General features: G+C 71.0%; 21 protein-coding genes and 2 pseudogenes. 6 read left to right on the top strand and 17 right to left on the bottom strand.

The window, feature by feature from the left end:
• The first annotated feature begins 28 nt into the window (after window positions 1-28).
• The gene (locus tag ABT009_RS03490; protein WP_351289053.1) at window positions 29-1,393 is read left to right on the top strand and encodes an MBL fold metallo-hydrolase; all 1,365 of its coding nucleotides are present in this window, start codon (window positions 29-31) and stop codon (window positions 1,391-1,393) included.
• A 117-nt stretch (window positions 1,394-1,510) separates the two neighbouring features.
• Here the strand turns inward: ABT009_RS03490 and ABT009_RS03485 are convergent, their stop codons facing one another.
• The 12 genes and pseudogenes from ABT009_RS03485 to ABT009_RS03430 form a co-directional block, all read right to left on the bottom strand.
• The gene (locus ABT009_RS03485; protein WP_351289051.1) at window positions 1,511-2,215 is read right to left on the bottom strand and encodes an alpha/beta fold hydrolase; all 705 of its coding nucleotides are present in this window, start codon (window positions 2,213-2,215) and stop codon (window positions 1,511-1,513) included.
• 154 nt (window positions 2,216-2,369) lie between these two features.
• Complete coding sequence (locus ABT009_RS03480; protein WP_351289049.1) at window positions 2,370-3,866, bottom strand: acyl-CoA synthetase; 1,497 nt, start codon at window positions 3,864-3,866, stop codon at window positions 2,370-2,372.
• A gap of 82 nt (window positions 3,867-3,948) precedes the next feature.
• Window positions 3,949-5,217: a TerD family protein gene (locus ABT009_RS03475; protein WP_351289047.1), complete on the bottom strand. Its 1,269-nt coding sequence runs from the start codon at window positions 5,215-5,217 to the stop codon at window positions 3,949-3,951.
• 252 nt (window positions 5,218-5,469) lie between these two features.
• Window positions 5,470-7,020: an acyl-CoA synthetase gene (locus ABT009_RS03470; RefSeq protein ID WP_351289045.1), complete on the bottom strand. Its 1,551-nt coding sequence runs from the start codon at window positions 7,018-7,020 to the stop codon at window positions 5,470-5,472.
• A complete protein-coding gene (locus ABT009_RS03465; protein ID WP_351289043.1) occupies window positions 7,017-8,126 on the bottom strand; it encodes a nitronate monooxygenase in 1,110 nt (369 codons plus the stop codon). Before ABT009_RS03465 ends, ABT009_RS03470 begins: the two co-directional genes overlap by 4 nt.
• Before the next feature lie 137 nt (window positions 8,127-8,263).
• Window positions 8,264-9,826 carry a phytoene desaturase family protein gene (locus tag ABT009_RS03460; RefSeq protein WP_351289041.1) on the bottom strand — a complete coding sequence of 521 codons (1,563 nt, stop codon included), beginning with the start codon at window positions 9,824-9,826 and terminating at the stop codon, window positions 8,264-8,266.
• A gap of 258 nt (window positions 9,827-10,084) precedes the next feature.
• A complete protein-coding gene (locus tag ABT009_RS03455; protein ID WP_351289039.1) occupies window positions 10,085-12,409 on the bottom strand; it encodes a serine/threonine-protein kinase in 2,325 nt (774 codons plus the stop codon).
• A gap of 40 nt (window positions 12,410-12,449) precedes the next feature.
• Window positions 12,450-13,337: an oxygenase MpaB family protein gene (locus ABT009_RS03450; RefSeq protein WP_351289037.1), complete on the bottom strand. Its 888-nt coding sequence runs from the start codon at window positions 13,335-13,337 to the stop codon at window positions 12,450-12,452.
• Between the two features lie 289 nt (window positions 13,338-13,626).
• Window positions 13,627-14,284: pseudogene (locus tag ABT009_RS03445) on the bottom strand (response regulator).
• Window positions 14,281-14,934 carry a sensor histidine kinase gene (locus ABT009_RS03440; RefSeq protein WP_351289526.1) on the bottom strand — a complete coding sequence of 218 codons (654 nt, stop codon included), beginning with the start codon at window positions 14,932-14,934 and terminating at the stop codon, window positions 14,281-14,283. The pseudogene ABT009_RS03445 and the gene ABT009_RS03440 overlap by 4 nt, the downstream one beginning before the upstream one ends.
• A gap of 9 nt (window positions 14,935-14,943) precedes the next feature.
• Window positions 14,944-15,255: a hypothetical protein gene (locus tag ABT009_RS03435; RefSeq protein WP_351289035.1), complete on the bottom strand. Its 312-nt coding sequence runs from the start codon at window positions 15,253-15,255 to the stop codon at window positions 14,944-14,946.
• Between the two features lie 247 nt (window positions 15,256-15,502).
• Window positions 15,503-16,201: pseudogene (locus ABT009_RS03430) on the bottom strand (MMPL family transporter); the annotation flags it as partial.
• Between the two features lie 599 nt (window positions 16,202-16,800).
• Between ABT009_RS03430 and ABT009_RS03425 the strand changes: the two are divergent.
• The 3 genes from ABT009_RS03425 (at window position 16,801) to ABT009_RS03415 (ending at window position 18,647) form a co-directional block, all read left to right on the top strand.
• A complete protein-coding gene (locus tag ABT009_RS03425) occupies window positions 16,801-17,418 on the top strand; it encodes an Rv1733c family protein (RefSeq protein ID WP_351289033.1) in 618 nt (205 codons plus the stop codon).
• 111 nt (window positions 17,419-17,529) lie between these two features.
• Window positions 17,530-17,793: a CBS domain-containing protein gene (locus tag ABT009_RS03420; protein WP_351289031.1), complete on the top strand. Its 264-nt coding sequence runs from the start codon at window positions 17,530-17,532 to the stop codon at window positions 17,791-17,793.
• Window positions 17,772-18,647, top strand: a complete 876-nt coding sequence (locus ABT009_RS03415; protein ID WP_351289029.1) for a universal stress protein — start codon at window positions 17,772-17,774, stop codon at window positions 18,645-18,647. Before ABT009_RS03420 ends, ABT009_RS03415 begins: the two co-directional genes overlap by 22 nt.
• 148 nt (window positions 18,648-18,795) lie before the next feature.
• On the opposite strand, the gene ABT009_RS03410 is transcribed toward ABT009_RS03415, so the two are convergent.
• Both ABT009_RS03410 and ABT009_RS47390 read right to left on the bottom strand, forming a co-directional pair.
• The gene (locus ABT009_RS03410) at window positions 18,796-19,974 is read right to left on the bottom strand and encodes an acyl-CoA dehydrogenase family protein (protein WP_351289027.1); all 1,179 of its coding nucleotides are present in this window, start codon (window positions 19,972-19,974) and stop codon (window positions 18,796-18,798) included.
• A gap of 97 nt (window positions 19,975-20,071) precedes the next feature.
• Window positions 20,072-21,067 (bottom strand): four-helix bundle copper-binding protein, encoded by a 996-nt coding sequence (locus ABT009_RS47390; RefSeq protein ID WP_502989807.1) that lies wholly within the window; start codon window positions 21,065-21,067, stop codon window positions 20,072-20,074.
• A gap of 171 nt (window positions 21,068-21,238) precedes the next feature.
• Here ABT009_RS47390 and ABT009_RS03400 point away from each other — a divergent pair, with 171 nt between their 5' ends.
• On the top strand, window positions 21,239-21,925 hold the full coding sequence (locus ABT009_RS03400; RefSeq protein WP_351289026.1) for a dienelactone hydrolase family protein: 687 nt from the start codon (window positions 21,239-21,241) through the stop codon (window positions 21,923-21,925).
• 21 nt (window positions 21,926-21,946) lie between these two features.
• A complete protein-coding gene (locus ABT009_RS03395) occupies window positions 21,947-22,588 on the top strand; it encodes a phosphoribosyltransferase (protein WP_351289024.1) in 642 nt (213 codons plus the stop codon).
• A gap of 131 nt (window positions 22,589-22,719) precedes the next feature.
• On the opposite strand, the gene ABT009_RS03390 is transcribed toward ABT009_RS03395, so the two are convergent.
• The 3 genes from ABT009_RS03390 to ABT009_RS03380 all read right to left on the bottom strand — a co-directional run bounded on the left by ABT009_RS03390 (window position 22,720) and on the right by ABT009_RS03380 (window position 24,298).
• Window positions 22,720-23,172 carry a YbhB/YbcL family Raf kinase inhibitor-like protein gene (locus ABT009_RS03390; RefSeq protein WP_351289022.1) on the bottom strand — a complete coding sequence of 151 codons (453 nt, stop codon included), beginning with the start codon at window positions 23,170-23,172 and terminating at the stop codon, window positions 22,720-22,722.
• Between the two features lie 56 nt (window positions 23,173-23,228).
• Window positions 23,229-23,579 carry a DUF6479 family protein gene (locus ABT009_RS03385; RefSeq protein WP_351289020.1) on the bottom strand — a complete coding sequence of 117 codons (351 nt, stop codon included), beginning with the start codon at window positions 23,577-23,579 and terminating at the stop codon, window positions 23,229-23,231.
• Window positions 23,580-23,875: 296 nt separating this feature from the next.
• A complete protein-coding gene (locus ABT009_RS03380; protein ID WP_351289018.1) occupies window positions 23,876-24,298 on the bottom strand; it encodes a DUF6479 family protein in 423 nt (140 codons plus the stop codon).
• Between the last annotated feature and the right edge of the window lie 15 nt (window positions 24,299-24,313).

The following is a 24,313-nucleotide window of genomic DNA, read 5'->3' as shown; positions in this document are numbered from 1 at the left end:
GGGACAGCCGTGGCACCTGGAGGACCCGATGGGCTTCACCGACGATCATCTGATTCCGCTGGTCGACACCGGTCTCGGCAACAGCGCCTATCTCATCGACCTCGGCGACGGGCGGGCCCTGGCCGTGGACGCGAGCCGGGACCTGCGTGCCCTGCGGAGGGCGGCGGAGCGGCACGAGGTGCGAGTCGCGTTCGCGGCCGACACCCACCTGCACGCCGACTTCCTGACCGGGTCCCTTCAGCTGGCCTATGACGAGGGCGCGACCGTCCTCGCGTCCGCCGACGGGCACCGCGCGTACCCTCACCGTGCCCTGCGCGACGGCGACGAGATCGACATGAGCGGACTGACCCTGCGGACGCTGGCCACGCCCGGCCACACCGACGAGCACCTGTCCTATCTGCTGCTGGACGGTGCCCGCGCGCTCGGCGTGTTCACCGGCGGATCGCTGATCGTCGGCTCCGCCGCCCGCACCGATCTGCTCGGCGCCGACCGCACGGAGGAGCTCGCCCGCGCTCAGTACCGCTCGCTCAGGCGGCTCGCCAGGCTGCCGGACGAGGTCGCCGTGTGGCCCACGCACGGCGCGGGATCGTTCTGCTCGGCCCCGCCCGGCATCGAGCGCACCACGACCATCGGCGCCCAGCGCCGCTCCAACCCGCTGCTCGCGGCCCCTGACGAGGACGCCTTCGTACGGCAGATGCTGGGGAGCCTCGGTTCCTACCCGGCGTACTTCGGCAGGCTCGCCGAGATCAACCGGCGCGGACCGGCGGTCCTCCGCTCCCAGCCCGGGCTCGCCCGTCTGACGCCCGGCGGGGTACGGGCCGCGGCCGCCCAGGGCGCGCAGATCGTGGACGTCCGCCCGGTGGCGGACTTCGCGGCGGGGCACATCCCGGGAGCGCTCTCCATCCGGCTGCGCGACCAGTTCGCCACCTGGCTCGGCTGGCTGCTGCCCCCGGACGCCCCTCTGGTCTTCGTCACCGCACCCGGGCAGGACCTCGCGGACCTCACCTGGCAGGCCCTCAAGATCGGATACGAGCGACTCGCCGGACATCTCGCGGGCGGCATGGACGCCTGGGTCTCCGACGGCGGAGAGCAGCAGACCGTCGAGCTGGTGACGGCCGACGAGATCGCCGACCGTCCGGTCCTCGACATCCGGCAGCGCTCCGAGCACGTGGCCGGACACATCTCCGGCGCGGTCAGCATCGAACTCGGCGAGCTGCCGACCCGGGCGCGCGAGGCGCCCGCCGGTGTGGTGGTCGCATGCGGGCGGGGCCTGCGCGCCATGACCGCCGCGAGCATCCTGCAACGCGCCGGTCGGCACGACGTCGCCGCCCTCGTCGGCGGGCCCGAGGACTGGGCCCGCGCCACGGGGCTGCCGTTGCAGGCAGGCGAGTGACCGCTTACAGGAAGGCGGGGAGCGCTCTCAGAAAGGTCAGGTGACCGCTTATAGGAAGGCAGGGAGCGCTCTCAGAAGGGCGAGTGAGCGCTTTCAGGAGGCGGGTGTCCGCCTACCTCACAGGCCGAGGAACGCCTCCACGGCCACCAGGAACTCCTTCGGCCGGGTCTCGTGTACGAGGTGGCCCGCGTCGATCGTGATCAGCCGGGCGTCGAGGAGAAGGTCCGCCAGGACGGCGATGTGGTCCTGCGGGATGAGGCTCGTCGCGCCGCCGCCGATGAGCAGCGTGGGCATGGTGATCCTCCCCATGTGCTCCCACCACACAGGATCGGGCGTGTTGCGCTGCTCATCGGTCTGGAGCACCATCGCCCAGTCGAAGGCCAGGTCGCCGTCCGGGCGTTCCGCCGGCGGGCGTGGCGGGTCCAGCGGGAAGGGGGCCGGCACGTCCTCCAGTACGAGGCGGCGTACGCACTCGGGGTGCTGCTGCGCAAGGAGGTACGCGGCGGCTCCGCCGAGGGAGTGCCCGACGAGATCGGTGCGTTCGATGCCGAGGGCGGTGAGGAAGGCGAGCACGTCGTCGCGCATCGACTCGTATGTGTATGTGCCGGGCCAGTCGCTGCGGCCGTGCCCGCGCAGATCCAGGGCGTAGACGCGGCGGGCGGCGGACAACGGGCCGGCGATCCGGTCCCAGTCCGTGCTGTCGGCGCCACGGCAGTGGAGCAGCACGACAGGCGGGGCATCGTCCGGGGCCTGGTCGGGTCCCCACGTACGGTAGGCCAGCGTGATCCCGTTCGCCTGGACGGTCCTGAGAGCGTTCTCCATCCGGTCAACGTAGTGCGCTCGGTGTAAGAGACCGGCCGAGTACGCCGTGAGCGCAGCGGTTCCGGCTCCGGCGAAAAAGGGCTGCGGTGCGCCGGGCGGCTCGTTGCGCGGGGCTCGCGGAGAGAGCTCTCGCCACGCGCCCTTTCACGACCCGTCACTTACTGAAGCGGTCCCGCAGCTCCCTCTTGAGGATCTTCCCGCTGGCGTTGCGCGGCAGTTCGTCCACGAACAGGACGCGCTTGGGCGCTTTGAAGTGGGCGAGCTTCTCGCGTGCGTGGGCGATGAGTTCGGCCTCGGTGACCTCGCCGCGCGATACGACCACCGCGGTGACCGCCTCGATCCACCGCTCGTCCGGGAGGCCGATCACGGCGGTCTCGGCGACCGCGGGGTGCTCGTACAACGCGTCCTCGACCTGGCGGGAAGCGACCAGGACGCCACCGGAGTTGATGACGTCCTTCACGCGGTCGACGACGGTGAAGTAGCCCTCGGCGTCCCGGACGACGAGGTCGCCGGAGTGGAACCAGCCGTCCCGGAACGCTTCGGCGGTCTCCTCCGGCTTGTCCCAGTAGCCCTCGCACAACTGCGGGGAGCGGTAACAGACCTCGCCCGGTGTGCCGTCCGGCACCTCCTTGCCCGACTCGTCGACGACCCGTGCCTCGACGAACAGCACCGGGCGGCCGCACGAGTCCATGCGGCCGTCGTGCTCGTCGGGTCCGAGCACGGTGGCCAGCGGTCCGATCTCGCTCTGCCCGAAGCAGTTGTAGAAGGCGAGCCGGGACAGCCGTCCGCGCAACCGCTCCAGAACGGGGACGGGCATGATCGACGCCCCGTAGTAGGCCTTTCTGAGAGCGCTCAGATCCCGCGTGGCGAAGTCGGGGTGGTTGGACAGTCCGATCCACACGGTGGGCGGCGCGAACAGGCTGTCCGCGCGGCCCGCCTCGACCAGGTCGAAGATCTGGCCGGCATCGGGCGCGTCCAGGATGGTGTTCTCGGCGCCCACAGCCAGATACGGGAGCAGGAACACGTGCATCTGCGCCGAGTGGTAGAGCGGGAGCGAGTGGACGGGCCGGTCGCCGCCGTCGAGTTCCAGCGCGTGGATGGCGCTGACGTACTCGTGGACGAGGGCGCGTTGCGTCATCATCGCGCCCTTCGGCAGTGCAGTGGTACCGGAGGTGTAGAGCAGCTGCACGAGGTCCTCGGCCGCCGGCTCCGGCCCGTCGTACGGTGCCGTGGACGCCAGCCGGGCGAGCAGCGACTCGTCCGTGTCGCGCAGGGCGAGGGTGCGTGCGCCGGTGGGGAGCCGGCCGGCGAGATCGGGGTCGGCGAGCACGAGAGCGCTCCCAGACTGGCGCACGATGTACGCCAGGTCGTCGCCGGTGAGGTTCTGGTTGATGGGGACGTGTACGAGCCCGGCCCGGGAGCAGGCGAGGAAACCGATCAGATAGGCGTCCGAGTTGTGCCCGTACGCTCCGACTCGGTCCCCCGGAACGAGCCCCGACTCGCGCAGCACGCCCGCCGCGCGGGAAACCGCCTCATCGAGTTCGGCGTACGTCCAGGTCCGGTCCCGGTACCGGACGGCGGTCCGGTCCGGCGTACGCCGTGCGCTGCGCCGGACCATTCCGTCTACCGTGCTGCTGCGTCCACCACTCATGGCGCGATCTTCTGGGCCGCCGTGCGGCTGGTCAAGACGTCTGCACGTACGGCACGGCACATGGCGGTGGACGGACTGCGGATCAGTCCTTGAACTCTATGGGGCCGCGGTCCATCTTGAACTCCCCGTCGCTGTAGAGCATGGGGCGGGACTCGGAGTGGCGCTTGCTGTACTTCTCGACCTGGGAGATCTTCACGCCCGCGGGATCCGTGAAGTCGACGAGGGCGATGGCCACCCAGTAGGCGTTGTCGTTCTCGGAGTACAGCGGGACGGTGACCGTGGAGCCGGCTCCGTCGCTGACCACAGCCCTGGCGCCGAAACTCTTGAAACTGCCGGTGCCGTTGGAGACCGCGCTGTAGGCACAGATCAGCAGGTATCCCTGCTGATCCGGGCGCTTGATGCGCACCGTCTCGCACCCGGGCTTCTTCGCGTCCTGGTCGAGTGCGATGTACGGGGGCTTGTCGAGGAAGCCGCGGTTGTTCCAGTAGACCGAGCCGGCGGCCGGGTCGTCCTCGGCCTCGTCCTCCTCACGCCGCCGGTCGTCGCGCCGCACATCGTCCCTGACCGTGGAGGCGGGGACGAAGAGCGCGTACAGGTCGAGGTCTGCGCCACGGCTGCCGCGGGTGCCGCCGTCCCATTCGAGGGACGCCGTGACGAGGACCGCCGGATCCGCCTTGTTGAGGCTGATCGTCGCGGCTCCCGCCTTGGTCAGTTCGATCTTGCCGAGGGGCACCTTGGACACGGCGGGCTGGGCCAGGGGCGCGAGCGGTGCTGCCGTGGGGGTCGGCTGAGGAACCGGCGAAGGAAGCGTCTGCGGCGTGACCGGCGCGGCAGGGGGCTCCGGGGCGGGTTCGTCCCCGACGACGATCCCGAAGTCGGCGGCGACTCCGGCCAGCCCGTTCGCGTACCCCTGCCCGACCGCGCGGACCTTCCACCCGTCGCCGCGCCGGTACAACTCGGCGATGACCAGGACCGTCTCACCCGACGTCAGGGGCGGCGGTGCGAAGGACAGCCTGTTGTGAGCGCTCTCAATCTCCACTCGTGGGGTGGAGGACGCCTCGAAGGACGTGCCTGGCTGGTCGACATCGATGCTGGCCGTGAGGGCGACGGTCTGTATCTCCCCCGGTATGCGGGCGAGGTCCGCGGTCATCGTCAGGCCGTCGACCGCGATGCCGTCCTGCTCCGGATGGTTGAAGAAGACCAGGTCGTCGTCGCCCCGGACCTTGCCCTCGCTCGTGAGCAGCAGCGCGGACACGTCGACCGGCACGGAGGTGTGCACGGTGAGCACGGCCCGAGGGCCCGGCAGAGGCGTATTACCGCCCTTGAGTAGCTCGTTGCGAGCACTTCCCATGAATCCTCCCCCATTTCTTCACAGCACAGGTGAGGGGGAGCGTAACTGAGCGGATGCGCTGTCAGACACCCAATGCGCCGTTCGAAGTGGCGAGATCGGCCCCGGTCGGCACCGGCGAGGGCTGCGCTGACGCACGGCGAGGACGTCTGACGGACGGCCGGTGACCGCCCCCAGCGCGCGCCGTGACGGCGAACGCGAAGGGGCGGCGAACGCGAACGGACGGCGAAGAGGGCGATCACATCGGCACGTGCATCACAAGGCCCGGGTGCGGCCTTCCCAGTACGGATCGCGCAGCCGCCGCTTGTACAGCTTGCCGTTCGGGTCGCGCGGCATCGACGCGATGAAGTCGACGCTCTTGGGGCGCTTGTAGCCGGCGAGCTGCCGCTCGCAGTGGGCGAGGATGTCAGCGGCCAGCGACTCCCCCGGCTCGTGGTCTTCGGCGGCTTGGACGACGGCTTTCACCTCCTCGCCCCAGTCGTCGTGCGGGATGCCGAAGGCGGCGGCGTCGGCCACCGCGGGGTGAGTGAGGAGGGCGGCCTCGATCTCGGCCGGGTAGATGTTGACCCCGCCCGAGATGATCAGGTCGATCTTCCGGTCGCGGAGGTAGAGGTACCCGTCCTCGTCGAGGTAACCGAGATCGCCGACGGTGAAGAAGTCACCGATGCGGTTCTTCTTCGTCTTGGACTCGTCCTTGTGGTAACTGAAGCCGCCGGTGGACATCGTCATGTAGACCGTGCCGAGTTCGCCGGGCGGCAGCCGGTTGCCGTCGTCATCGAAGATCGCGAGCTGGCTGATGGGCCAGGCCTTGCCGACCGTGCCGGGCTTCTTCAGCCAGTCCTCGGCGGTGGCGAAGGCCCCGCCGCCCTCGCTGGCCGCGTAGTACTCCTCCACGCAGTTCCCCCACCAGTCGATCATCGCCCGCTTCACGTGGTCGGGGCAGGGCGCGGCACCGTGGATGGCGTGCCGCATGGACGACACGTCGTACGCGGCCCGCACCGCGTCCGGCAACGCGAGCAGGCGGTGGAACTGGGTGGGGACCATGTGCGTGTGGGTGCACCGGTACTGGTCGATGAGGCGGAGCATCTCCTCGGGTGTCCACTTGTCCATCAGCACCAGCTGGTGCCCGATGTGCAGCGAGGAGCCCGCGAACTGGAGTACCGCCGTGTGGTAGAGCGGCGAGCATACGAGATGCACGTTGCCGTCGAACGGCTTGATGCCGAAGATGCCGAGGAAGCCGCCGAGATGCGCCTCCTCGGGGAGCTTTCCGGGCAGTGGCCTGCGGATGCCGCGCGGGCGTCCTGTGGTGCCCGAGGTGTAGTTCATGACCCAGCCCAGGGTGCGGTCAGCCGGCGCGGACTCGGGCTGTCCGTCGAGGAGTTCGGCGAAGGGACGGAAGCGTTCGACGGCGCCCACGGCGTACCGCCGGCCGGGCGGGAGCTTCGCCTCGTCGGCGGCCTGACGTGCGGGGCCGGCGAACCGTTCGTGGGCGATGAGCACCTTGGCGCCGGAGTCGGCGATGATCCAGGCGATCTCGGGCCCGACGAGGTGGTGGTTGACGGGTACGAGGTAGAAACCGGCCTGCTGGGCTGCCAGATACGCGGTGAAGAACTCGACGCCGTTGGGCAGCACGACAGCGAACGCGTCGCCCCGCTCGAGGCCGGCCGCGCGCAGCCCGTGCACCAGGCGGTTGGCGGCGGCGAGCAGGCGTCCGGCGGTCCACGGCTCGCCGTCGGGCGCGATGAGGATCGTACGGTCCGGGTTCGCGGCCGCCTGCGCCCAGAAACCTTTCGGACGCCCGCTCATGGCCGCCCCCTTCCCGCGATGCGGTCGAGGCGGTCGACGGCGCCCTCGAAGCCGCAGGTCAGATCGTCGAAGACGGCCTGAACGCTGCGTTCGCTGTTCATACGGCCGACGATCTGCCCGACGGGCGTGCCGAGCAGCGGCTCGACCTCGTACTTCTGGATACGCGAGACGGCTTCCGCGACGAGCAGACCCTGGAGGGGCATGGGAAGCGGGCCGGGTCCGGCTGGATCGTCCCAGGCGTCGGTCCACAGGGTGCGCAGCTGCCGGGCGGGCTTGCCGGTGAGGGCTCGGGAGCGGACCGTGTCGCCCGATCCGGCGGCCAGGAGCTTCTGCGTGAGCGCCCGCGAGTGCAGCTCGGCCTCTGTAGTGGTCAGCCATATAGAGCCGAGCCACACCCCTTGGGCGCCGAGAGTGAGCGCGGCCGCCACCTGCTCGCCGCTGCCGATGCCGCCCGCGGCCAGTACGGGCAACGGTGAAACGGCCTCGGCGACTTCGGGGGTGAGCACCATGGAGGCGATCTCGCCGGTATGGCCGCCCGCTTCGTACCCCTGGGCCACCACGATGTCGATGCCGGCGTCGGCGTGTTTGCGTGCGTGCCGTGCGCTGCCCGCGAGGGCGGCCACCAGCACGCCCTGGTCGTGGGCGCGCGCGACGACATCCGCGGGCGGTGAGCCGAGCGCGTTGGCGAGGAGTCTGATCGGGTATTCGAAGGCGACGTCGAGCTGGGTGCGCGCGACCTGTTCCATCCAGCCGGTGATGCGCCACCCGGAGGCCTCGCCCTCGGCGAGTTCGGGTACGCCGTGCTTGGCGAGGGTGTCCTTGACGAACTGCCGGTGCCCTTCCGGGATCATCGCCTCGACGTCGGCCTCCGTGACCCCGTCGACCTTCTTGGCGGGCATGACGACGTCGAGGCCGTAGGGCTTGCCGTCGACATGGGCCTCGATCCAGTCGAGGTCGCGTTTCAGCTCGTCGGGGGCCGTGTAGCGGACCGCGCCGAGCACCCCGAATCCGCCTGCCCTGCTGATGGCGGCGGCCACCGCCGGGAACGGCGTGAAGCCGAAGATGGCGTGCTCGATCCCCAGTTTCTTGCTCAGCTCCGTCTCCATGGGCGCAGGATGCCGCAGCAGCCCGGACGACGGAAGAGATTTTCTGATGCAGTGTCAGATTCTTTGCGCCGGCGGATGCTTGCGGATGTTTGCCACGCGGGGCCTTCACGAGCCGAGTTACTACAGCCCCCGAGTTACTACAGCCCCAGTACGGCCATGGCCGCGTTGTGACCCGGGATGCCGCTGACGCCGCCGCCCCGCACGGCGCCCGCGCCGCAGAGCAGGACGTTCGCGTGCCGGGTCTCCACGCCCCACCGCCCCGTGCCCTCCTGGGCGTACGGGAAGGCGAGGTCGCGGTGGAAGATGTTGCCGCCGGGCAGCCGCAGGTCCCGCTCCAGGTCGAGCGGGGTCTTGGCCTCGATGCACGGCCTGCCGTCCGCGTCGGTGGCGAGGCAGTCCGCGAGAGGTTCGGAGAGGTGGGCGTCCAGCTGGGCCAGGGTCGACTTCAACAGGTCCTCGCGGGCGGCGTCGTTGTCGCGCTCGAAGAGCCTCGCCGGCGTGTGCAGGCCGAAGAGGGTGAGGGTCTGGTAGCCGCGCTCCACGAGATCCGGTCCGAGGATGGTCGGGTCCGTGAGCGAGTGGCAGTAGATCTCGGAGGGCGGGGCGGAGGGCAGCCGTCCGTCCGCGGCCTCCGCGTACGCGCTCGCCAGCTGTTCGTAGCCCTCGGCGATGTGGAAGGTCCCGGAGAACGCCTCGCGCGGGTCGACGGCGGTGTCGCGCAGCCGGGGCAGCCGCTTCAGGAGCATGTTGACCTTGAGCTGCGCTCCCTCGGCGGGGGTGGGCGGCTCGTCGCCGAGCAGGGTTGCCAGCACCTGGGGTGAGGCGCCCACGAGGACGTGCCGGGCGGCGACGGTGCCGGGCCGCTCCTCGCCTCCCCCGGTCTGGTACGTCACCTCGGCGTGCTGCCGTCCGTCGGTCTCGACACGGGTCACCTCATGGCCGGTGAGGATCTCGGCGCCGGCCGTACGCGCGGCCGAGGCGAGGGCGTCCGTCAGGGCTCCCATGCCGCCGACGGGCACGTCCCAGTCGCCGGTACCGCCGCCGATGACGTGGTAAAGGAAGCAGCGGTTCTGTTTCAGGGACGGGTCGTGGGCGTCGGCGAAGGTGCCGATGAGGGCGTCGGTGAGGACGACGCCGCGGACCAGGTCGTCGGAGAACCGCGCCTCGATCGCGGTAGCGATGGGCTCTTCGAAGAGCATGCGCCAGGCCGCGTCGTCGTCGATGCGGCGGCGCAGCTCGTCGCGGTCGGGCAGCGGCTCCGTGAGGGTCGGGAAGACGCGTTCGGCGACGCGGCCGGTCATGCCGTAGAAGTCCAGCCAGGACGCGTACTCGGTGGAGCCGCCGGTGAGCTGCTCGAACGACTCCCGTGTGCGGTCTGGGCCGCCGCCGACGAGCAGTCCCGTCGCGCGGCCGCCGCGCTCGACGGGGGTGTACGAGGAGACGGTGCGCTTCCGGGTGGCGAAGGTCAGGTCCAGGTCGCGGACGATCTTCTGCGGGAGCAGGCTCACCAGGTACGAGTAGCGGGAGAGGCGGGCGTCGACTCCGGCGAAGGGCTTGGTCGACACGGCGGCGCCGCCCGTGGTGCCGAGGCGCTCGAGCAGCAGCACGGTGCGGCCGGCCTGGGCGAGGTAGGCGGCGGCGACGAGGCCGTTGTGGCCACCGCCGACGATGACGACGTCGTAGTGCGCGCGTGCGGGCATGGTTCTTCGTAACACGGGAGTGCGTGTTGTGGGCAGTCGCTCCGTGACCGTTGTGGGCAGGTGTTCCGCAGGGCGAAACGGGTGGGCACAACGCACGACGGCGGGTGCCCTTCACGCGAGGGCGCTGCCGACCGCAGGGGTGCCCGGGGGTACGACTACGGTGCCCGACGTCATCGGGGTGCCGCTGTGCCCACCCGTGCCGCCCCAGCGGCACGACTGCCCACAGCGACGGCGGCCCGGTACGGCAGAGGCGGCAGCCTAGCTGTGCCCGCCCGCCCTCTGCCGTAGCGCCGCCACCCGGCGGTACAGCTCCACCGCCTCCGTGTGCCGCCCGAGCTGCTCCAGGCAGTGGGCCTCGTCGTTGCGGCTGGCGAGGGCGTCGGGGTGGTCGGCGCCGAGGACGCGCTCGCGGGCCGCAGCGACCCGGCGGTACTCGGTGAGCGCGTCGGCCCAGCGCCCGAGCCAGCCGAGGCCGACGGCCACCTCGCGGTGGCTGACGAGCGTGTCGGGATGGTCTGTCCCCAGCACGCGCTCGCGGATCGCGCACACGTCGCGGGCCTCGGCGAGCGCCTCCTCCCAGCGACCGAGCCGCCCGAGATTGACGCCGAGGCCGTGCCGGGCGCGCAGCGTCTCGGGATGGGCGGGCCCGTGCACGCGCGTGCGGTCGTCGACGAGGCCGCGGTAGAGCGTCAGTGCCTCCGCGCTGCGCCCGAGCCGGCCGAGGCTGATGCCCACCTCGTAGCGCGCCGCGAGGGTGTCCGGGTGATCGGGGCCGAGCGCCTGGGCACGCGCGTCGGCGACCTCCCGGTAGGTCTGGAGAGCCTCCGTCCAGCGGCCCAGCTGGCCCAGCGCATAGGCGACCTCGTAGCGCGTGACGAGCGTGTCGGGGTGGTTGGCGCCGAGCACGCGCGCGCGGGCCGAGGCGACCAGGTGCGCCATGCGGTAGGAGTCCTCGAGCCTGCCGAGCCGGCCGAGGTTGAAGGCGAGGTTGTGGCGGCATCGCAGCGTGTCGGGGTGGTCGGGCCCCATACTGCGCTCCCGCTGGGCGAGCACCGCCGTGTACACCTGGTGCGCCTCGAAGTGGCGTCCGAGCTGGCCGAGGGCGTACGCCGTCTCCTGGCGGGCGGCGAGGGTGTCCGGGTGGTCCTCGCCCATGGTGCGCGCGCGGCCCTGGGCGACCCGCTCGTAGTGCCGCAGTGCGTCGGCGGCCCGGCCGGTGCGGCTGAGGGTGAAACCGACCTCGTAGAGGCTGGCGAGGGTGTCGGGGTGGTCGGGCCCGAGCAGGTGTTCGCGTTCCGCGGCGACGGCGCGGTGCACCTCGCCCGCCTCGTCCCATCGGCCGAGCCGTCCCAGACTGAGGCCCGCGTTGTGCCGGGAGACGAGCGCGGCGAGCACCTCGGGGGGCGGCGTCGGCCGCTCGGGCTGCACCGGTTCGGCGGGCCGCCGGGCATCGCCGCGCGGGATCCACTCACCGGTGAGTCCCGCCGCCGCGTCGGGCGGTGTCGTACGGAGTGAGGCGGCGGCGCTCGCCTTGTGGCCCGTGGTCATGCCGCGGGTCCACGACGGCAGGCGGGGCTCGCGGGACGCCGGCTGCTGCGGGCGCTCGGCGGGCGACCGCAGAGGCACTTCATCGGCGGAAGGAGACAGGCGCGCATCGTCGGTGGACGGCCGCACGCCGGGGTCTCCGGTCCCGTGCACCGGTGGTGACACGACGGTCGGGACGTACGTTGAGCCGCTGCGGCCCGACGCGATGCTGCGCGCCAGTTCACGGGCGTCGCGGGGCCGCCCGCCGGGTTCCTTGGCGAGCAGGCCGAGGATGAGTTCCTCGACGAATCCGGGCAGTTCCGCCCGGTGCCGACGGGGCGGCTCCGGCGGGGTGTCCCGGTGCCCGACGAGCACGGCCCAGGCGTCGTCGAGGTCGAACGGCGGTGCTCCGGTGGCGAGTTCGTACAGCACGCAGCCGAAGGAGTACAGGTCGCTGCGCTGGTCGACGTTGGTGCCGCTGATCTGCTCCGGCGACATGTAGTGCGGAGTGCCCATCGCGATCCCGGTACCGGTGAGCCGCGAGGTGAATCCGATGTCGTGGCCGAGCCGGGCGATGCCGAAGTCGCAGATCTTCACCGAGCCGTCGATGAGCCGCATGATGTTGGCGGGCTTCAAATCCCGGTGGACGATGCCCTGTTCATGCGTGTACGCGAGGGCGGCCGCGACCTGTTCGGCGATGTCCAGGATGTCGGGCACGGGCAGCGGGTGGTGCTTGTTGTCCTCCAGGAGCTGGCTGAGGTTGCGGCCTTCCAGGAGCTCCATCACCAGATAGAGCACACCGTCGTGCTCGCCGAAGTCGTGCACCACGGTGACCCCGCGGTGCTGCAGCGCGGCCGCGACGCGCGCCTCGCGGCGGAACCGCTCCCGCAGCACGCGCGTGAAGGACTGGTCGTGACCGGGACTCAGCGGCTTCAGGCACTTCACGGCGACTCTGCGGCCCAGGGACTCGTCTCGCGCACGCCACACCTCGCCCATGCCACCACGACCGATCAGGTCGAGCAGCCGGTACCGGCCCTGGATCAGCCTGGTGTCCGCCATCTTTGCGCCGTCGCCCCCGTCAGCTCTCAGCTCTCAGCTCTCAGCTCTCGCCCTCCCCGGGCCTGTCCAGTATGGCGACCCGTCTGTGGAGTTTGTATGGGGCCGGTCGGCTGCCGGGCCCGAGCCGCGCCACCGCCCGAAGGATGTGTTTGGGCGGCAGTTGCCAGCGCACACCTGCGGGAACGCAGCGCAAAAGGGTGCCGGTGAGACGCAGGCGCCGGGTGACCACAGCGGGTGGCGGGGCCGCCCGTCCGTACAGCTCATGGGCGTACGGCGGCAGGGAGGCGTACGCCAGGTTCGCCACGCGCCGCCAGATGATCGCGCGCGCCGGGATCATCAGTGCGGGGACCGGAGGCTGCCGCAGGAAGTCGTCGACGTCGCGTGCCTCGGGCCCGGCGGCCAGCTCGGGCCGCATCTTCTCGAAGTATCCAGCCAGCTCACCGGTGTTCGCCGGTACGCGGTCGGGGTCGAGGCCGACGAGCCGGGCGCTGACCCGATGCTCGTCGACGTACCGGTCGGCCTGCCCATCCGTGAGACGGATCCCGGAACGGCGTACGACGTGCAGATACGAGTCGATCTCGGCACAGTGCACCCACAGCAGCAACTCGGGCTCGTCGACGCCGTAGCGCTCCCCGGTGTCCGGGTCCGTCGCCCCCAGCATGCTGTGGATCTTCCGTACGCGGGCACCGGCCCGCTCGGCGGCCTCCGTCGTGCCGTACGTGGTGGTGCCGACGAAGTTCGCGGTGCGCATCAGCCGGCCCCATGCGTCCTTGCGAAAGTCGGAGTTCTGCATGACGCCGCGTACGGCGCGCGGAAGCAGCGCCTGCAGGTAGAGAGCGCGCACACCGGCCACCCACATCATGGGGTCGCCGTGCAACTGCCAGGTCACCGAGGACGGCCCGAAGAGACCCGGATCGGCGTCACGCATGCTCCCACCTCCCGCTTGCAGGCTCACCAGTTGGATTAGCGAAGCGTAGCGAACCTGTGGCAGGGTGCTACATGCACGCCCGGTGCCCAGGCGACATCGGACACCCTCCTCGGTTGGGTCTGCGGCCTGACGGACCAGCGTCCGGAGGGCCGTGTCACGCGGGCTGACGGCTCCTGTCGTTCAGTACCAGGACACGAAGGCGATTGGCTCCCAACACTGAGCAACGCTCAGGCTCACTAAGCCAGTCAGAGACGTTACGCGTTCTCGGATGGTTCGGCCTTCAAGGGCCTCATGCAGGCCGGGCCAGTCCTGCGTCGTACGCGAAGATCACCGCCTGGACCCGGTCCCGGGCGCCGATCTTCGTGAGGATGCGGCTGACGTGGGACTTCACGGTGGTTTCCGCCACGGAGAGGTGAGCGGCGATCTCGGCGTTGCTCAGGCCGGTCGCGATGGCGGTGAGGACCTCGCGTTCGCGCTCGGTGAGGGTGGACAACTGGCGCTGCTGCCCGTGCGTGTGGCCCGGGAGACGGTCGGAGAAGGCGTCGATGAGTTTGCGGGTCAGGCCCGGCGAGATCACCGCGTCTCCGGCGGCCACAGCTCGAATGCCGGTGACCAACTCGTCGGGCGGCACGTGCTTGAGGAGGAAGCCGCTGGCTCCGGCGCGCAATGCGTCGTAGGCGTACTCGTCCAGGTCGAAGGTGGTGAGCACCAGGACGCGTGAGCGGCCGCCGGACTCGACGATGCGGCGGGTGGCCTCGATGCCGTCCATGCCGGGCATGCGGACGTCCATCAGGACGACGTCGGGGCGTAGTTCGGGCGGTCTTGCGGACCGCCTCGGCGCCATGGGCGGCTTCGCCCACGACCGTCATGTCGGGGTGCTGTTCGAGGATCATGCCGAAGCCGAGGCGTTGCAGGGCCTGGTCGTCGACGATGAGCACGGTGGTCATGCCGGGTTCTTCTCCGTGGTCGTGCTGGCGGCAGTGTGAGGCAGGGCGGTGGTGAGGAGGGCGCGGACGGTCCAGCCGCCGCGGGAGTTTGGGCCGGCGTCAAGGCTGCCGTCGTAGAGGGCGGCGCGTTCGCGCATACCGACCACCCCGTGGCCGCTACCGCGGCTCCTGCGGCCCTGCTTCGGGATGTGGAGCGGGCCGGTGTCCTCGACGGTGACGCGGACCAAGTCGCCGTCGGCGACGACGGAGACGGTGACCGTGGTGTCGGGGCCGGCGTACTTGAGGGTGTTGGTGAGGGCTTCCTGGACGATGCGGTAGACGGCGAGTTGCAGGCCCTGGGTGAGGCCGTGCAGTTCTCCCTCGGTGTGCAGGGTGGCGGTCGGACCGGCGGCCCGCAACCGGTCCAGCAGGGCATCGAGGTCGGACACGCCGGGCTGGGGAGCGAGCGGGGCGTCCGTGCCGGGCTTGTCGTCGATGACGGCGAGCAGGCGGGTCAGCTCGCCGAGGGCGCCGCGTCCGCTGTCGGCGATGATGCGCAGGGTGTCCGCGCCGCGCTTGGGGTTGGACTCGGCGAGCCCGGAGGCGCCGTCCGCAAGGGTGACGATGACGGCGAGGGTGTGGCCGAGGATGTCGTGCATCTCGCGGGAGATGCGGGCGCGTTAGGTGGCGGCGGCCAGGCGGGCCTTCTGGTCGCGGTCCTCCTCCAGGTGGATCGCGTGTTCCTCCAGGGCCGCGACGTAGGCGTCGACCAGCTTGCCGGCCGTGCCCAACGCGCTGATCAGCAGCACCGCGGTCCCCGACAGGAACGACAGGATCACGGCCTGCGGGATGGCCTGTGCCGATTCGTCGGTCCAGAAGAAGATGCCGGACACCGTCGTCTGCACCAGGTTCACGAGGGCGCAGACGACCAGCTGCATCGGGGTGCCGAAGCGGGCCACGTTCAGCAGTGCGGTGAGCCGCGCGGCACCCACACCCGTGATGATCAGGTCGCGTGAGCGGGCCGTTGTAGCCGTCGCCGAAGCCCTTGGTGACGGTGTCGCACGCGATTCGCTCGCTGCTGCCGGGCGCGGCCATGCTGTCGTCGGGCAGCGTCAGCTTCAGTGACATCGCCGGAAGGGCCAGGAGTGCCAGGGTGGCTAGCGCGACGGCGAGCATCTTCACCGGGTTGCGGGTGACGAACTTCGCCCAGCGCACGCCCAGCGACTCGCCCTCGCCACGCTCCAGCGCCCGCAGACGGCGGGTCTTGAGCCGGCCCTTCGTGACCCGCGTCCCGACGAAGCCCAGGACGGCGGGCAGCAGGGTCAGCGCGATGACGACCGCGACGACGACCGCGACGACGACCGCGAAAGTGGCGGCCAGACCGATGGCGGTCAGCTTCTGGATGCCGATGACGCTCAGGCCCGCCAGCGCGATGACCACGGTCAGACCGGCGAACACCACCGCCGAACCGGCCGTGCCCAGCGCTCGCCCGGCGGCCTCCTCCGGCTCGTGGCCGTCCCGGATCTCGCTGCGGTAGCGGGAGACGATGAACAGGGCGTAGTCGATGGCCACCGCCAGACCCAGCATCAGGGCCAGTGTCGAGGCGCTGGAGCTCATGTCGAAAACCGCGGTGGCCATCGTCAGGGCGAAGATCGCCGTCCCCACGCCGAAGATCGCGGTCAGCAGTGGCAGTCCGGCCGCGAGCAGCGAACCGAAAGTGATCACCAAGGTGACGGCGGCGACCGCGACACCGAGCAGCTCGGCCAGTCCGCCTCCCGCGTTGCCCTGTACGGCGTTGCCGCCGAGGTTGACCGCGAGGCCCGCCTTCTCGCCCCGGTCGACGACACGGTCCAGGGCATCGTGCGCCGCGCTGCTGACGTCGGACTGACCGACCTTGTACGTCACCTGCGTGTACGCGATGCTGCCCGACTTGCTCACCAGATGGTTGGCATACGGGTCGGCGACGTTCGCCACCTGCGGCGCCGTCTGCAGAAAGTAGGAACGGCGCTCATCCTCTGAGCGCACGGACAGGTCGCGCGGCACCTCGACGCCGGACCTTGCAGCGGCTACCCGGGCCGCTCACGTGGGTTGAGGCCGACACGGGGCAGCGCCGAGGCATCACAGGGGAATGTCAGCGTTCCCGCAGGGCGACGTATGCCTCGCGCACCGTCGGGTAAACGGGCAGCTGGAACACCGAGAGTCGCACCCGCACCGCGTGCGGATGCTCACCGCCGTGAACGTCATGGTCGCCGGCGTCGACGAGGGGCGACCGCCATAACCCTCGTGGACGTCACCAGGGCGAACACCACCATCGCCCCACCGCGGTGTAGAGACCGGCCACCGGCTGCAAACCCGCTACCTGCACATACGCCAGTCCCTGCGGCACCAGCGACTGGCGGCTTCGCGCCGCCCACCGCACCGTTCCGGCCCGTCATTGCATGGGGGGACCTTCATCCCATGGCGGACGGGTTGCCGAAGGCCGACCGTAGGAGGAGAGAGACCACCGCTTCGGCGTTCAGCACCGGAAGGAGCAGACCGTGGAAGCGCACCAGCCGTTCGGGCAGCCAGACCCCAAGGCGCGCGTCCATCCGGCACGCGTCCGCAACCCCCTACGACGCACCTCCGACCGGCTGCGGACATGGGTCGCACGGGGTCTTCTGGTGATCGTCGTCGTAGGACTCCCCGCGGCAGGGATGACCACAGGATTGATGTCGTACGAGTCCCGCATGCGTGCCGTGCAGACCGAAGCCGCAGCCCGGCACCCGGTGGACGCGCGGCTCGTGGCTGTCGCACCCGAGGCAGCGCCGACCAGCGACGGCACGAGCCTCGCCAAGGTACCCGCGCAGGTGCGGTGGACAGGATCGGACGGCGCAGTGCGGACGGACACCGCACAGGTGGAGCCAGGTACCACGGCAGGCACAACCGTACGGCTGTGGGTGGACGACCATGACCGGATCGCCCTGGCACCGACCACTCCCGGACAGGCCGTCGTCAGTGGCTGGACGACCGGAGTGACCGTCTCGGTCGCGGTCGCTGTAACCACCGTGCTTGTGTGGCGGGGCTTCACACGTCTGCTCGACCGCAGGGCATACGCCCACTGGGACGCCGAGTGGGAGCAGGTGGAGCCCGGGTGGTCCCGACGGCCCCGTGAGTGAACAGCCCCTGACCCCCGGCCAGTAGAGCACCGCCTGCCGCCACGAGCTCCGATGGCTGCGGGAATCTCAAGCACCGCTCTTCGGCCGGACGAGTCAGGAGAGGAGCCGGTCATGAAGGTCTCCGAACTGATGAGCTCTCCTGCGGTGGCCACCTCGCCGAGTGCGTCCATCAGGGACGTTGCTGGCAAGATGGAGGAGTACGGCGTCGGCAGCGTCGTGACCATGGAGCACGGATCCCTCCGCGGCATCGTGACGGACCGCGATCTCGCGGTGCGCTGTCTGACCGGCAGCGTGGCTCCAAAGTCTCCCGTGCGCGAAGTGATGTCCACTCAAGTGATCAGGCGGTGGGAACCATGGAGCTCCCCCTGGTCGTAGGCGTCGACGGATCGGAATCCAGTCTGCAGACGGTTGACTGGGCCGTGGACGAGGCCGCACGCCACGGGGTGCCGCTCCGCGTGATCTACGCCTCCTTGTGGGAGCGCTACGAGGGAGCCCACCCCTTCGACATCGCGCGCCCGTCCGAGGAGATCATGGCCGAGCACATCATCGCCTCCGGCACGGAACGGGCCCGGCGCCGCAATCCAGATGTGAAAGTGTCGGGCGAGATGGTGCCGGAGGACGCCGTGTCCGCGCTGCTGCAGGCGGGCCACGAAGCGTTCGGCCTGGTCATGGGCTCCCGTGGCCGCGGCGAGCTCGCCGGGCTGCTGCTGGGGTCGGTCAGCCTGACCGTCGCTGCCCGTGCTGCCGTGTGCCCGGTCATCGTGGTCCGCGGTTCGGAACCGAACCGGCAAGGGGCCTTCCAGCGGGTCGTGGTCGGCGTCGGAGACCCGCCCGAGAACCTGGCTGCCGTGCGGTTCGCCTTGCGTGAGGCCGAGGCGCGCGGCGCTTCACTCCACGCCGTACGGGCCTGGCGCTGCCCGGCGTATGAGCACTTCGATCATCCCCTCATCGCGGACAACGCCGCGCAGGTACACGAGGAACGGGCCTCCTCCGCACTCAACGACGCACTGCGCGAGGCACTGCGGGAGCACCCGCAAGTCAAGGTGCACGCGCAGACAGTCGAGGGCGCCGCTCACCGGGCGCTGCTGAAAACATCAGCTGACGCGGACCTACTGGTCGTCGGAGCGCTGCGGAGCCATGGCCACTTCGGCCTGCAGCTCGGTCGCGTCGCTCACGCCGCACTGCACCACTCGGACTGCCCGGTCGCCGTCGTCCCGCACCGGGCATGAACCCCGGCACGTCCGCCGCACTCCCATTGGCAGGCCTGGTGCACTGCCCCGGGGCCTACGCGGCCGGGTGCTACAACCGTCTGGTGACCCGCGGTCGCAGGTCGCGTCCGGCAGGGTCGTGGGCGGCGTAGTCCTGGAGTCCGCCCTCCTAACGGCGTACGCGCGGCATCCCCAGGCCGATCCAGGAGATGATTTCGCGCTGGATCTCGTTGTTTCCGCCGCCGAAGGTGAAGATCACGGCGGACCGGTAGCCGCGCTCCAGTTCGCCGTGCAGGACGGCGCCCGCGGATCCCTCCTTGAGGGCTCCGGCCACCCCCACGACCTCCATCAGCCATGCGTACGCGTCGCGGCGCGCCTCGGAGCCGTAGACCTTGACGGCGGAGGCGTCCTGCGGGGTGAGCTTGCCCTCCTGGACGGCGTTCACCATCTGCCAGTTCATGAGTTTCATCGCGTCCAGCCTGGTGTGGGTCTGGGCGAGGCGGCGGCGCACCCAGCCGAGGTCGATCACGCGGCGGCCGTCGGCGAGTTTGGTGTCCATGGCCCAGCGCTGTACGTCGTGCAGGGCGCGGATCGCCATGGTGCCGTGTGCGGCGAGGGTGACGCGCTCGTGGTTGAGCTGGTTGGTGATGAGCCGCCAGCCCTTGTTCTCGTCGCCGACGCGGCGGGAGACGGGGACGCGGATGTTCTCGTAGTAGCTGGCCGTGGTGTCGTGCGAGGCGAGGGTGTTGATGACGGTGCACGAGTAGCCGGGGTCGGAGGTCGGCACTAGCAGCATCGTGATGCCCTTGTGGGGTGGCGCGTCGGGGTCGGTGCGCACGGCGAGCCAGACCCAGTCGGCGGTGTCGCCGTTGGTGGTCCAGATCTTCTGGCCGTTCACGACGTACTCATCGCCCTCGCGTACGGCCTTCGTCTTCAGCGCGGCCAGATCGGTCCCGGCGTCCGGCTCGCTGTAGCCGATCGCGAAGTCGATCTCGCCGGAGAGGATCTTCGGCAGGAAGTAGGCCTTCTGCTCGTCGGTGCCGAACTGCATGATCGTCGGTCCGACCGTGTTGAGGGCCATCAAGGGCAGCGGTACGCCTGCCTGGGCGGCCTCGTCGAAGAAGATGAACTGCTCCATGGGCGTGAGGCCGCGGCCGCCGTACTCCTTCGGCCAGCCCACGCCGAGCCAGCCGTCCGCGCCGAGGCGGCGGATCGTTTCGCGGTAGAACCGCTTCTGGGCCGCGGGTTCGGCGTACCGGGCATGGGCGGTGTCGGGTACCAGCCCGGTGAAGTATGCACGCAGTTCCGCGCGCAACCGCTGCTGCTCGGGCGTGTATTCGAGGTGCACGGCGCCTCCTGGCTCCCTGGCTCGCTGACCCGGACCTGACGGCGCACACAGTAGAACTCGTTCCAGAAATAAGGAATGGGAGCGGCGTGGAAGTCAGTCAGCCGAGGGTGGACAGGAAGTCCGCGCAGGCGCGCGCACAGCGGCGGCAGGCTTCGGCGCAACCCTCCGCCCCCGGGTGGCCGTCGAGCAACCGCGCGCAGTCCAGGCTGACCGACCGGCACATTTCGAGCTGGAAGCGGAGCTCGTACTCGTCCTGGCGCGCGTCCTCGGACAGCGTCCGGCAGGTCTCGTCGCACACCGTCGCACACGACATGGCCCTGCGGCGGAGCTCGTCCGCGCCCGGGTCGTCGACCGCATCGGGCTCGGCGCCGGCCTCCGGACCCGCGCTCGTCAGGCTGGCCTGCAGCGCGCACAAGCGCGCGCATTCGGTGCAGGCCTGCGCGCAGGCGAAGCGATCCTCGAGAAAGCGGACAAGGTCCTGGCGGCTGACGGCCTGTTCCTCGCCCGCGGTCGCCCTGACGGCGGCACGGTCCGGACCCGCGCCTGCGGCGGACTGGTCCGGGCGCGCGCCCGCGCCCGCGGCAGCCTCATCCCGGTCCAGACCCGCACCGGCGGCAGCCTCGTCCCGCCCCGCACCCGCGGCGGACTGGTCCCGCGCCAGACCCGCACCGCCAACAGCCCGGTCCCGGTCCAGACCCGCACCGACAGCAGCCCAGTCCCGGCTCACCCCGACCTCGTGATGGCCGAGTCCGGCCCGATCCTCCCGGCCAGTCGCCTCCTCGTGTCCGGCGGCCGCGGGGGCCTGCTCGACGTCGGCCGGGTTCCGCCCGGCGGTGTCCTGGGCCTGGTGCGCCCGAGTCTCGTCGGGTCCGACAGCGGCCGGATCTTGCCCGAGGTCGGCCGGCTTCGCCCGGACACCGGGCGTGTCCTGCCCGTCGACAGCCGGGTTCGGCCGGGCAGCGGGCGTGTCCTGCCCATCGACGGTCGCGTTCGGCCGGGCAGCGGTCTCGGCCCCTTGGGCCGGAGCCTCGTCCTCCCCGGCGGCGGCCTGCCCCTGCCGCTCCGTCGCCTGGTCTGCCGCTGTGTACGACACAGCGCCCCTCCTTTCCGCAGACATGCGCACACGCTTCGCGGGCCCGCGACGGTGCGGGCCCACGGTCCCTGGCGGGTAGCCGTGCGCCGCGCGGCCAAACCCGCATAGCCGCCGCACTCGGGGTACTCGATGCGTGCCCGGTATCGGACCCGAGAGGACCGGGAGGGTGTCATGCTGTCCACACCCGTGGCTGTGACGAGCGGCGAGGTGTCTCTTGCCGGAGACCTGACCGTGCCGGACGCCGCCACCGGCGTCGTGCTCTTCGCCCATGGCAGCGGCAGCTCCCGCCAGAGCCCGCGCAACCAGGCCGTCGCCGCCACGCTCCGCGAGGCCGGCCTCGGCACGCTGCTGTTCGACCTGCTGACGCCGGACGAGGAGGCCGAGGACGCGGTTACCGGCATCCACCGGTTCGACATCGCCCTTCTCGGCCGGCGGCTGACCGGCGCGGTGGACTGGCTGGCGGCCAGGGCCAGTGATGTGCCGCTGGGCCTCTTCGGTGCGAGCACGGGCGCCGCGGCCGCGCTGGTCACCGGCGCCGAGCGGCCCGAACTCGTCCGAGCCGTGGTCTCCCGGGGCGGCCGTCCCGACCTCGCCGGAGATCAGGCCCTGGAACAGGTCCGGGCGCCCGTCCTGCTGCTCGTGGGCGGACGCGACGAGGTCGTACTCCAGCTGAATCGCGAAGCACAAGCCAAGCTGCGTGCCCCCAGCCGGCTGCAGGTGATCGAGGGAGCGACCCATCTCTTCGAGGAGCCCGGAGCGCTGGACCAGGTCGCCGTCGCCGCCGCGCGCTGGTTCAGCGACATGGGACGGGCACCGGACACGGACCGGGGCGACGACGAGGGACGCGCTCAGCAGTAGCGCTCGGAAGGAGTGGAGTCCATGCAATTCCGTGACCGGAGGGAGGCCGGCCAGATACTGGCCGAACGGCTCCGCGTACTGCAGGAGAAGGGTGCTCTGCCGGAGCCGGTCGTCCTGGCCCTGCCACGCGGCGGCGTCATCGTGGCCGACGAGGTCGCGCGGGCGCTCCAGGCCCCGCTCGATGTGCTCGTCGCCCGCAAGATCGGGGCACCCTTCCAGCCTGAGCTGGGGGTGGGCGCCATCGCGGGCGACGATGCGCCGCTCTTCGACAAGCGAACGCTGGACCAGCTCGGCCTGAGCGAGGCGGAGCTGGCCCCCGTGGTCGCACGCGAGCGCGAGGAACTGCACCGGCGCGAGGAGCTGTACCGCCAGGGCAGGCCCGCCCCCGAACTGGAAGGCCACACGGCCGTCGTCGTGGACGACGGGGTCGCCACCGGAGTCACGGCCCGGGCCGCGCTGCGTTCCCTGCACCAGCAGCATCCCGAGCGCATCGCCCTGGCGGTCCCGGTGTGTTCGCCGGAGGCATTCAGCCTCCTGCGCCACGAGGCCGACGACGTCGTATGCCTGGACCGGCCCAGCCCCTTCACGGCGGTCGGGCTCTGGTACGAGGACTTCGAACAGGTGACGGACGACGACGTACTGGCGGTGCTGCGGCGGCAGTGACGGCCGGGCCGGCAGACCGGCGGCAGTGACGGACACGGCGGTGCCCGTCACTGCCGTCACTTCAGCCGCTCTTCAGTCGGGTCTCGGCTCAGTCGGGTCTCGGCTCAGTCGGGTCTCGGCTCAGTCGGGGTTCAGCGCTGATAGAGACCGACCAGCGTGCCGCTGGCCACTTGCTCCCGGTCGAGCACGCCGTGGATGTCGTCGGCGGTCGCGTCGTCGGGGAGCGACACGGGTGCCGGGAGGGCGTACAGCCGGAAGAAGTAGTGATGCGCCTTGTCCCCCGCCGGGGGGTTCGGGCCGCCCCAGCCGCGGCCTCCGTAGCCGTTGCGGTGGGCGCGGCTGCCGGGCTTCGTCTCGCCGGTGTCCAGGCCGTCGCTGCGGGGATCGATCCCGGTCACCAGCCAGTGGACGAAGGTCCCCGACGGCGCGTCGGGATCTTCGCACAGCACGGCCAGCTCCGCCGCGTCGTCCGGCACTCCGGACCAGGTCAGAGGCGGCGAGACGTCGTCGCCCTCCTTCGCGTACCGCCGCGGGATCACCGCCTGATCCGTGAACGCGGCGCTCTTGAGTTCGATACCAGCCATGCCGCCCGCAGTACCCCGGAAAGCGGCACGCATGCGCCCTCACGCTGTACGACGCGTCATCCCGTGCGGCCGATGCCGCCGCTGCCGAAGCCGCCGCTGGAACCGATACTCCAGCGTCTGCGGTACTGGGTCGTGCTGCGCTTGTTGGGCGTGCGGCCGAGTTCGTAGGGCATGAGGCGACCCTGGTCCGTGGGCACCTCGTCAGGCTCGCGTACCTCCCACAGGTCGAGCGGGCCCTCGTCTTCGGCGGTCACACGCGGGCCCTCGCCCCGGGACGCCCCGGCGGTACGTCGCCGGTTTCTCAGACTCATCCGCACCACCCAGACCAGAGCCGCGGCGGCGAAGAGTCCGGTCACCAGGGGCGCGACCCTGACGGACGTCGGCGCATGAAGTGGCATGTTGTCCATTTTTGTTACCTTCATGCCCACCTTGTACCCGGCACCTCGGGCACCACTCAGGTAACGTCCCGCATCCACTCCGGTACGGTCAGTCTCCCTCCGCCTCGCCCTCCCGCCTCAACGCGTTCGCCTCCCGCTGCTGGACGACCGCGCGGGGTCCTCGGCCGAGGCGATCCCCACGGCGAAGACGCCGAAGCGGAGGGCCGCTGAGCCGGCCAGCAGGGCGAGCCCGCCGACGGCGGCAGCGGCGCGGCTGCGGCCGCCCCCTCGCCGGCGCGGCGGACCGGGGGGTCAGCGCGCCGCTGTCACGGCTTGCTGCCGTGGCCGCCGCTGCCGAACGCACCGCTGGAACCGCTGCTCCAGCGCCTGCGCCGCTGCTCCCCGCCCGGTTTGCCGGACACGTTGCCGAAGCCCGGGAAGTCGTGAGGGGTGAGGCGCGTGTCTCCCCTGGGCACCTCGTGGGGCTCCCGGCTCTCGGAGACCTCGCGAACGGGCCCCGACGCGGGCGGCCTCGGCTGCTCCTCAGGGCGCGGCGGGGCGGATTCGCGGTCCCGCACCCTGATGCCGAGCCAGACGGCGGCGATCAGGACGGCGACGATGACCAGCCCGATCACGAAGGGGACGATGCCGCCCAGCAGGGGATTCGCGGCTGTGGTGTCCAGGCCCGGTGCCGTCGTGTCCAGGCCCTGCACGGTCATGCCCAGGCTCTGTGCGGTCTGTGCAAACATGCGCCGCGAGTACCC

The organism is Streptomyces sp. NPDC002896, assembly GCF_040295225.1.
Lineage (GTDB): Bacteria > Actinomycetota > Actinomycetes > Streptomycetales > Streptomycetaceae > Streptomyces.
Note: the sequence above shows the minus strand (reverse complement) of the source record. Positions and strands in the feature narration are given on the sequence as shown.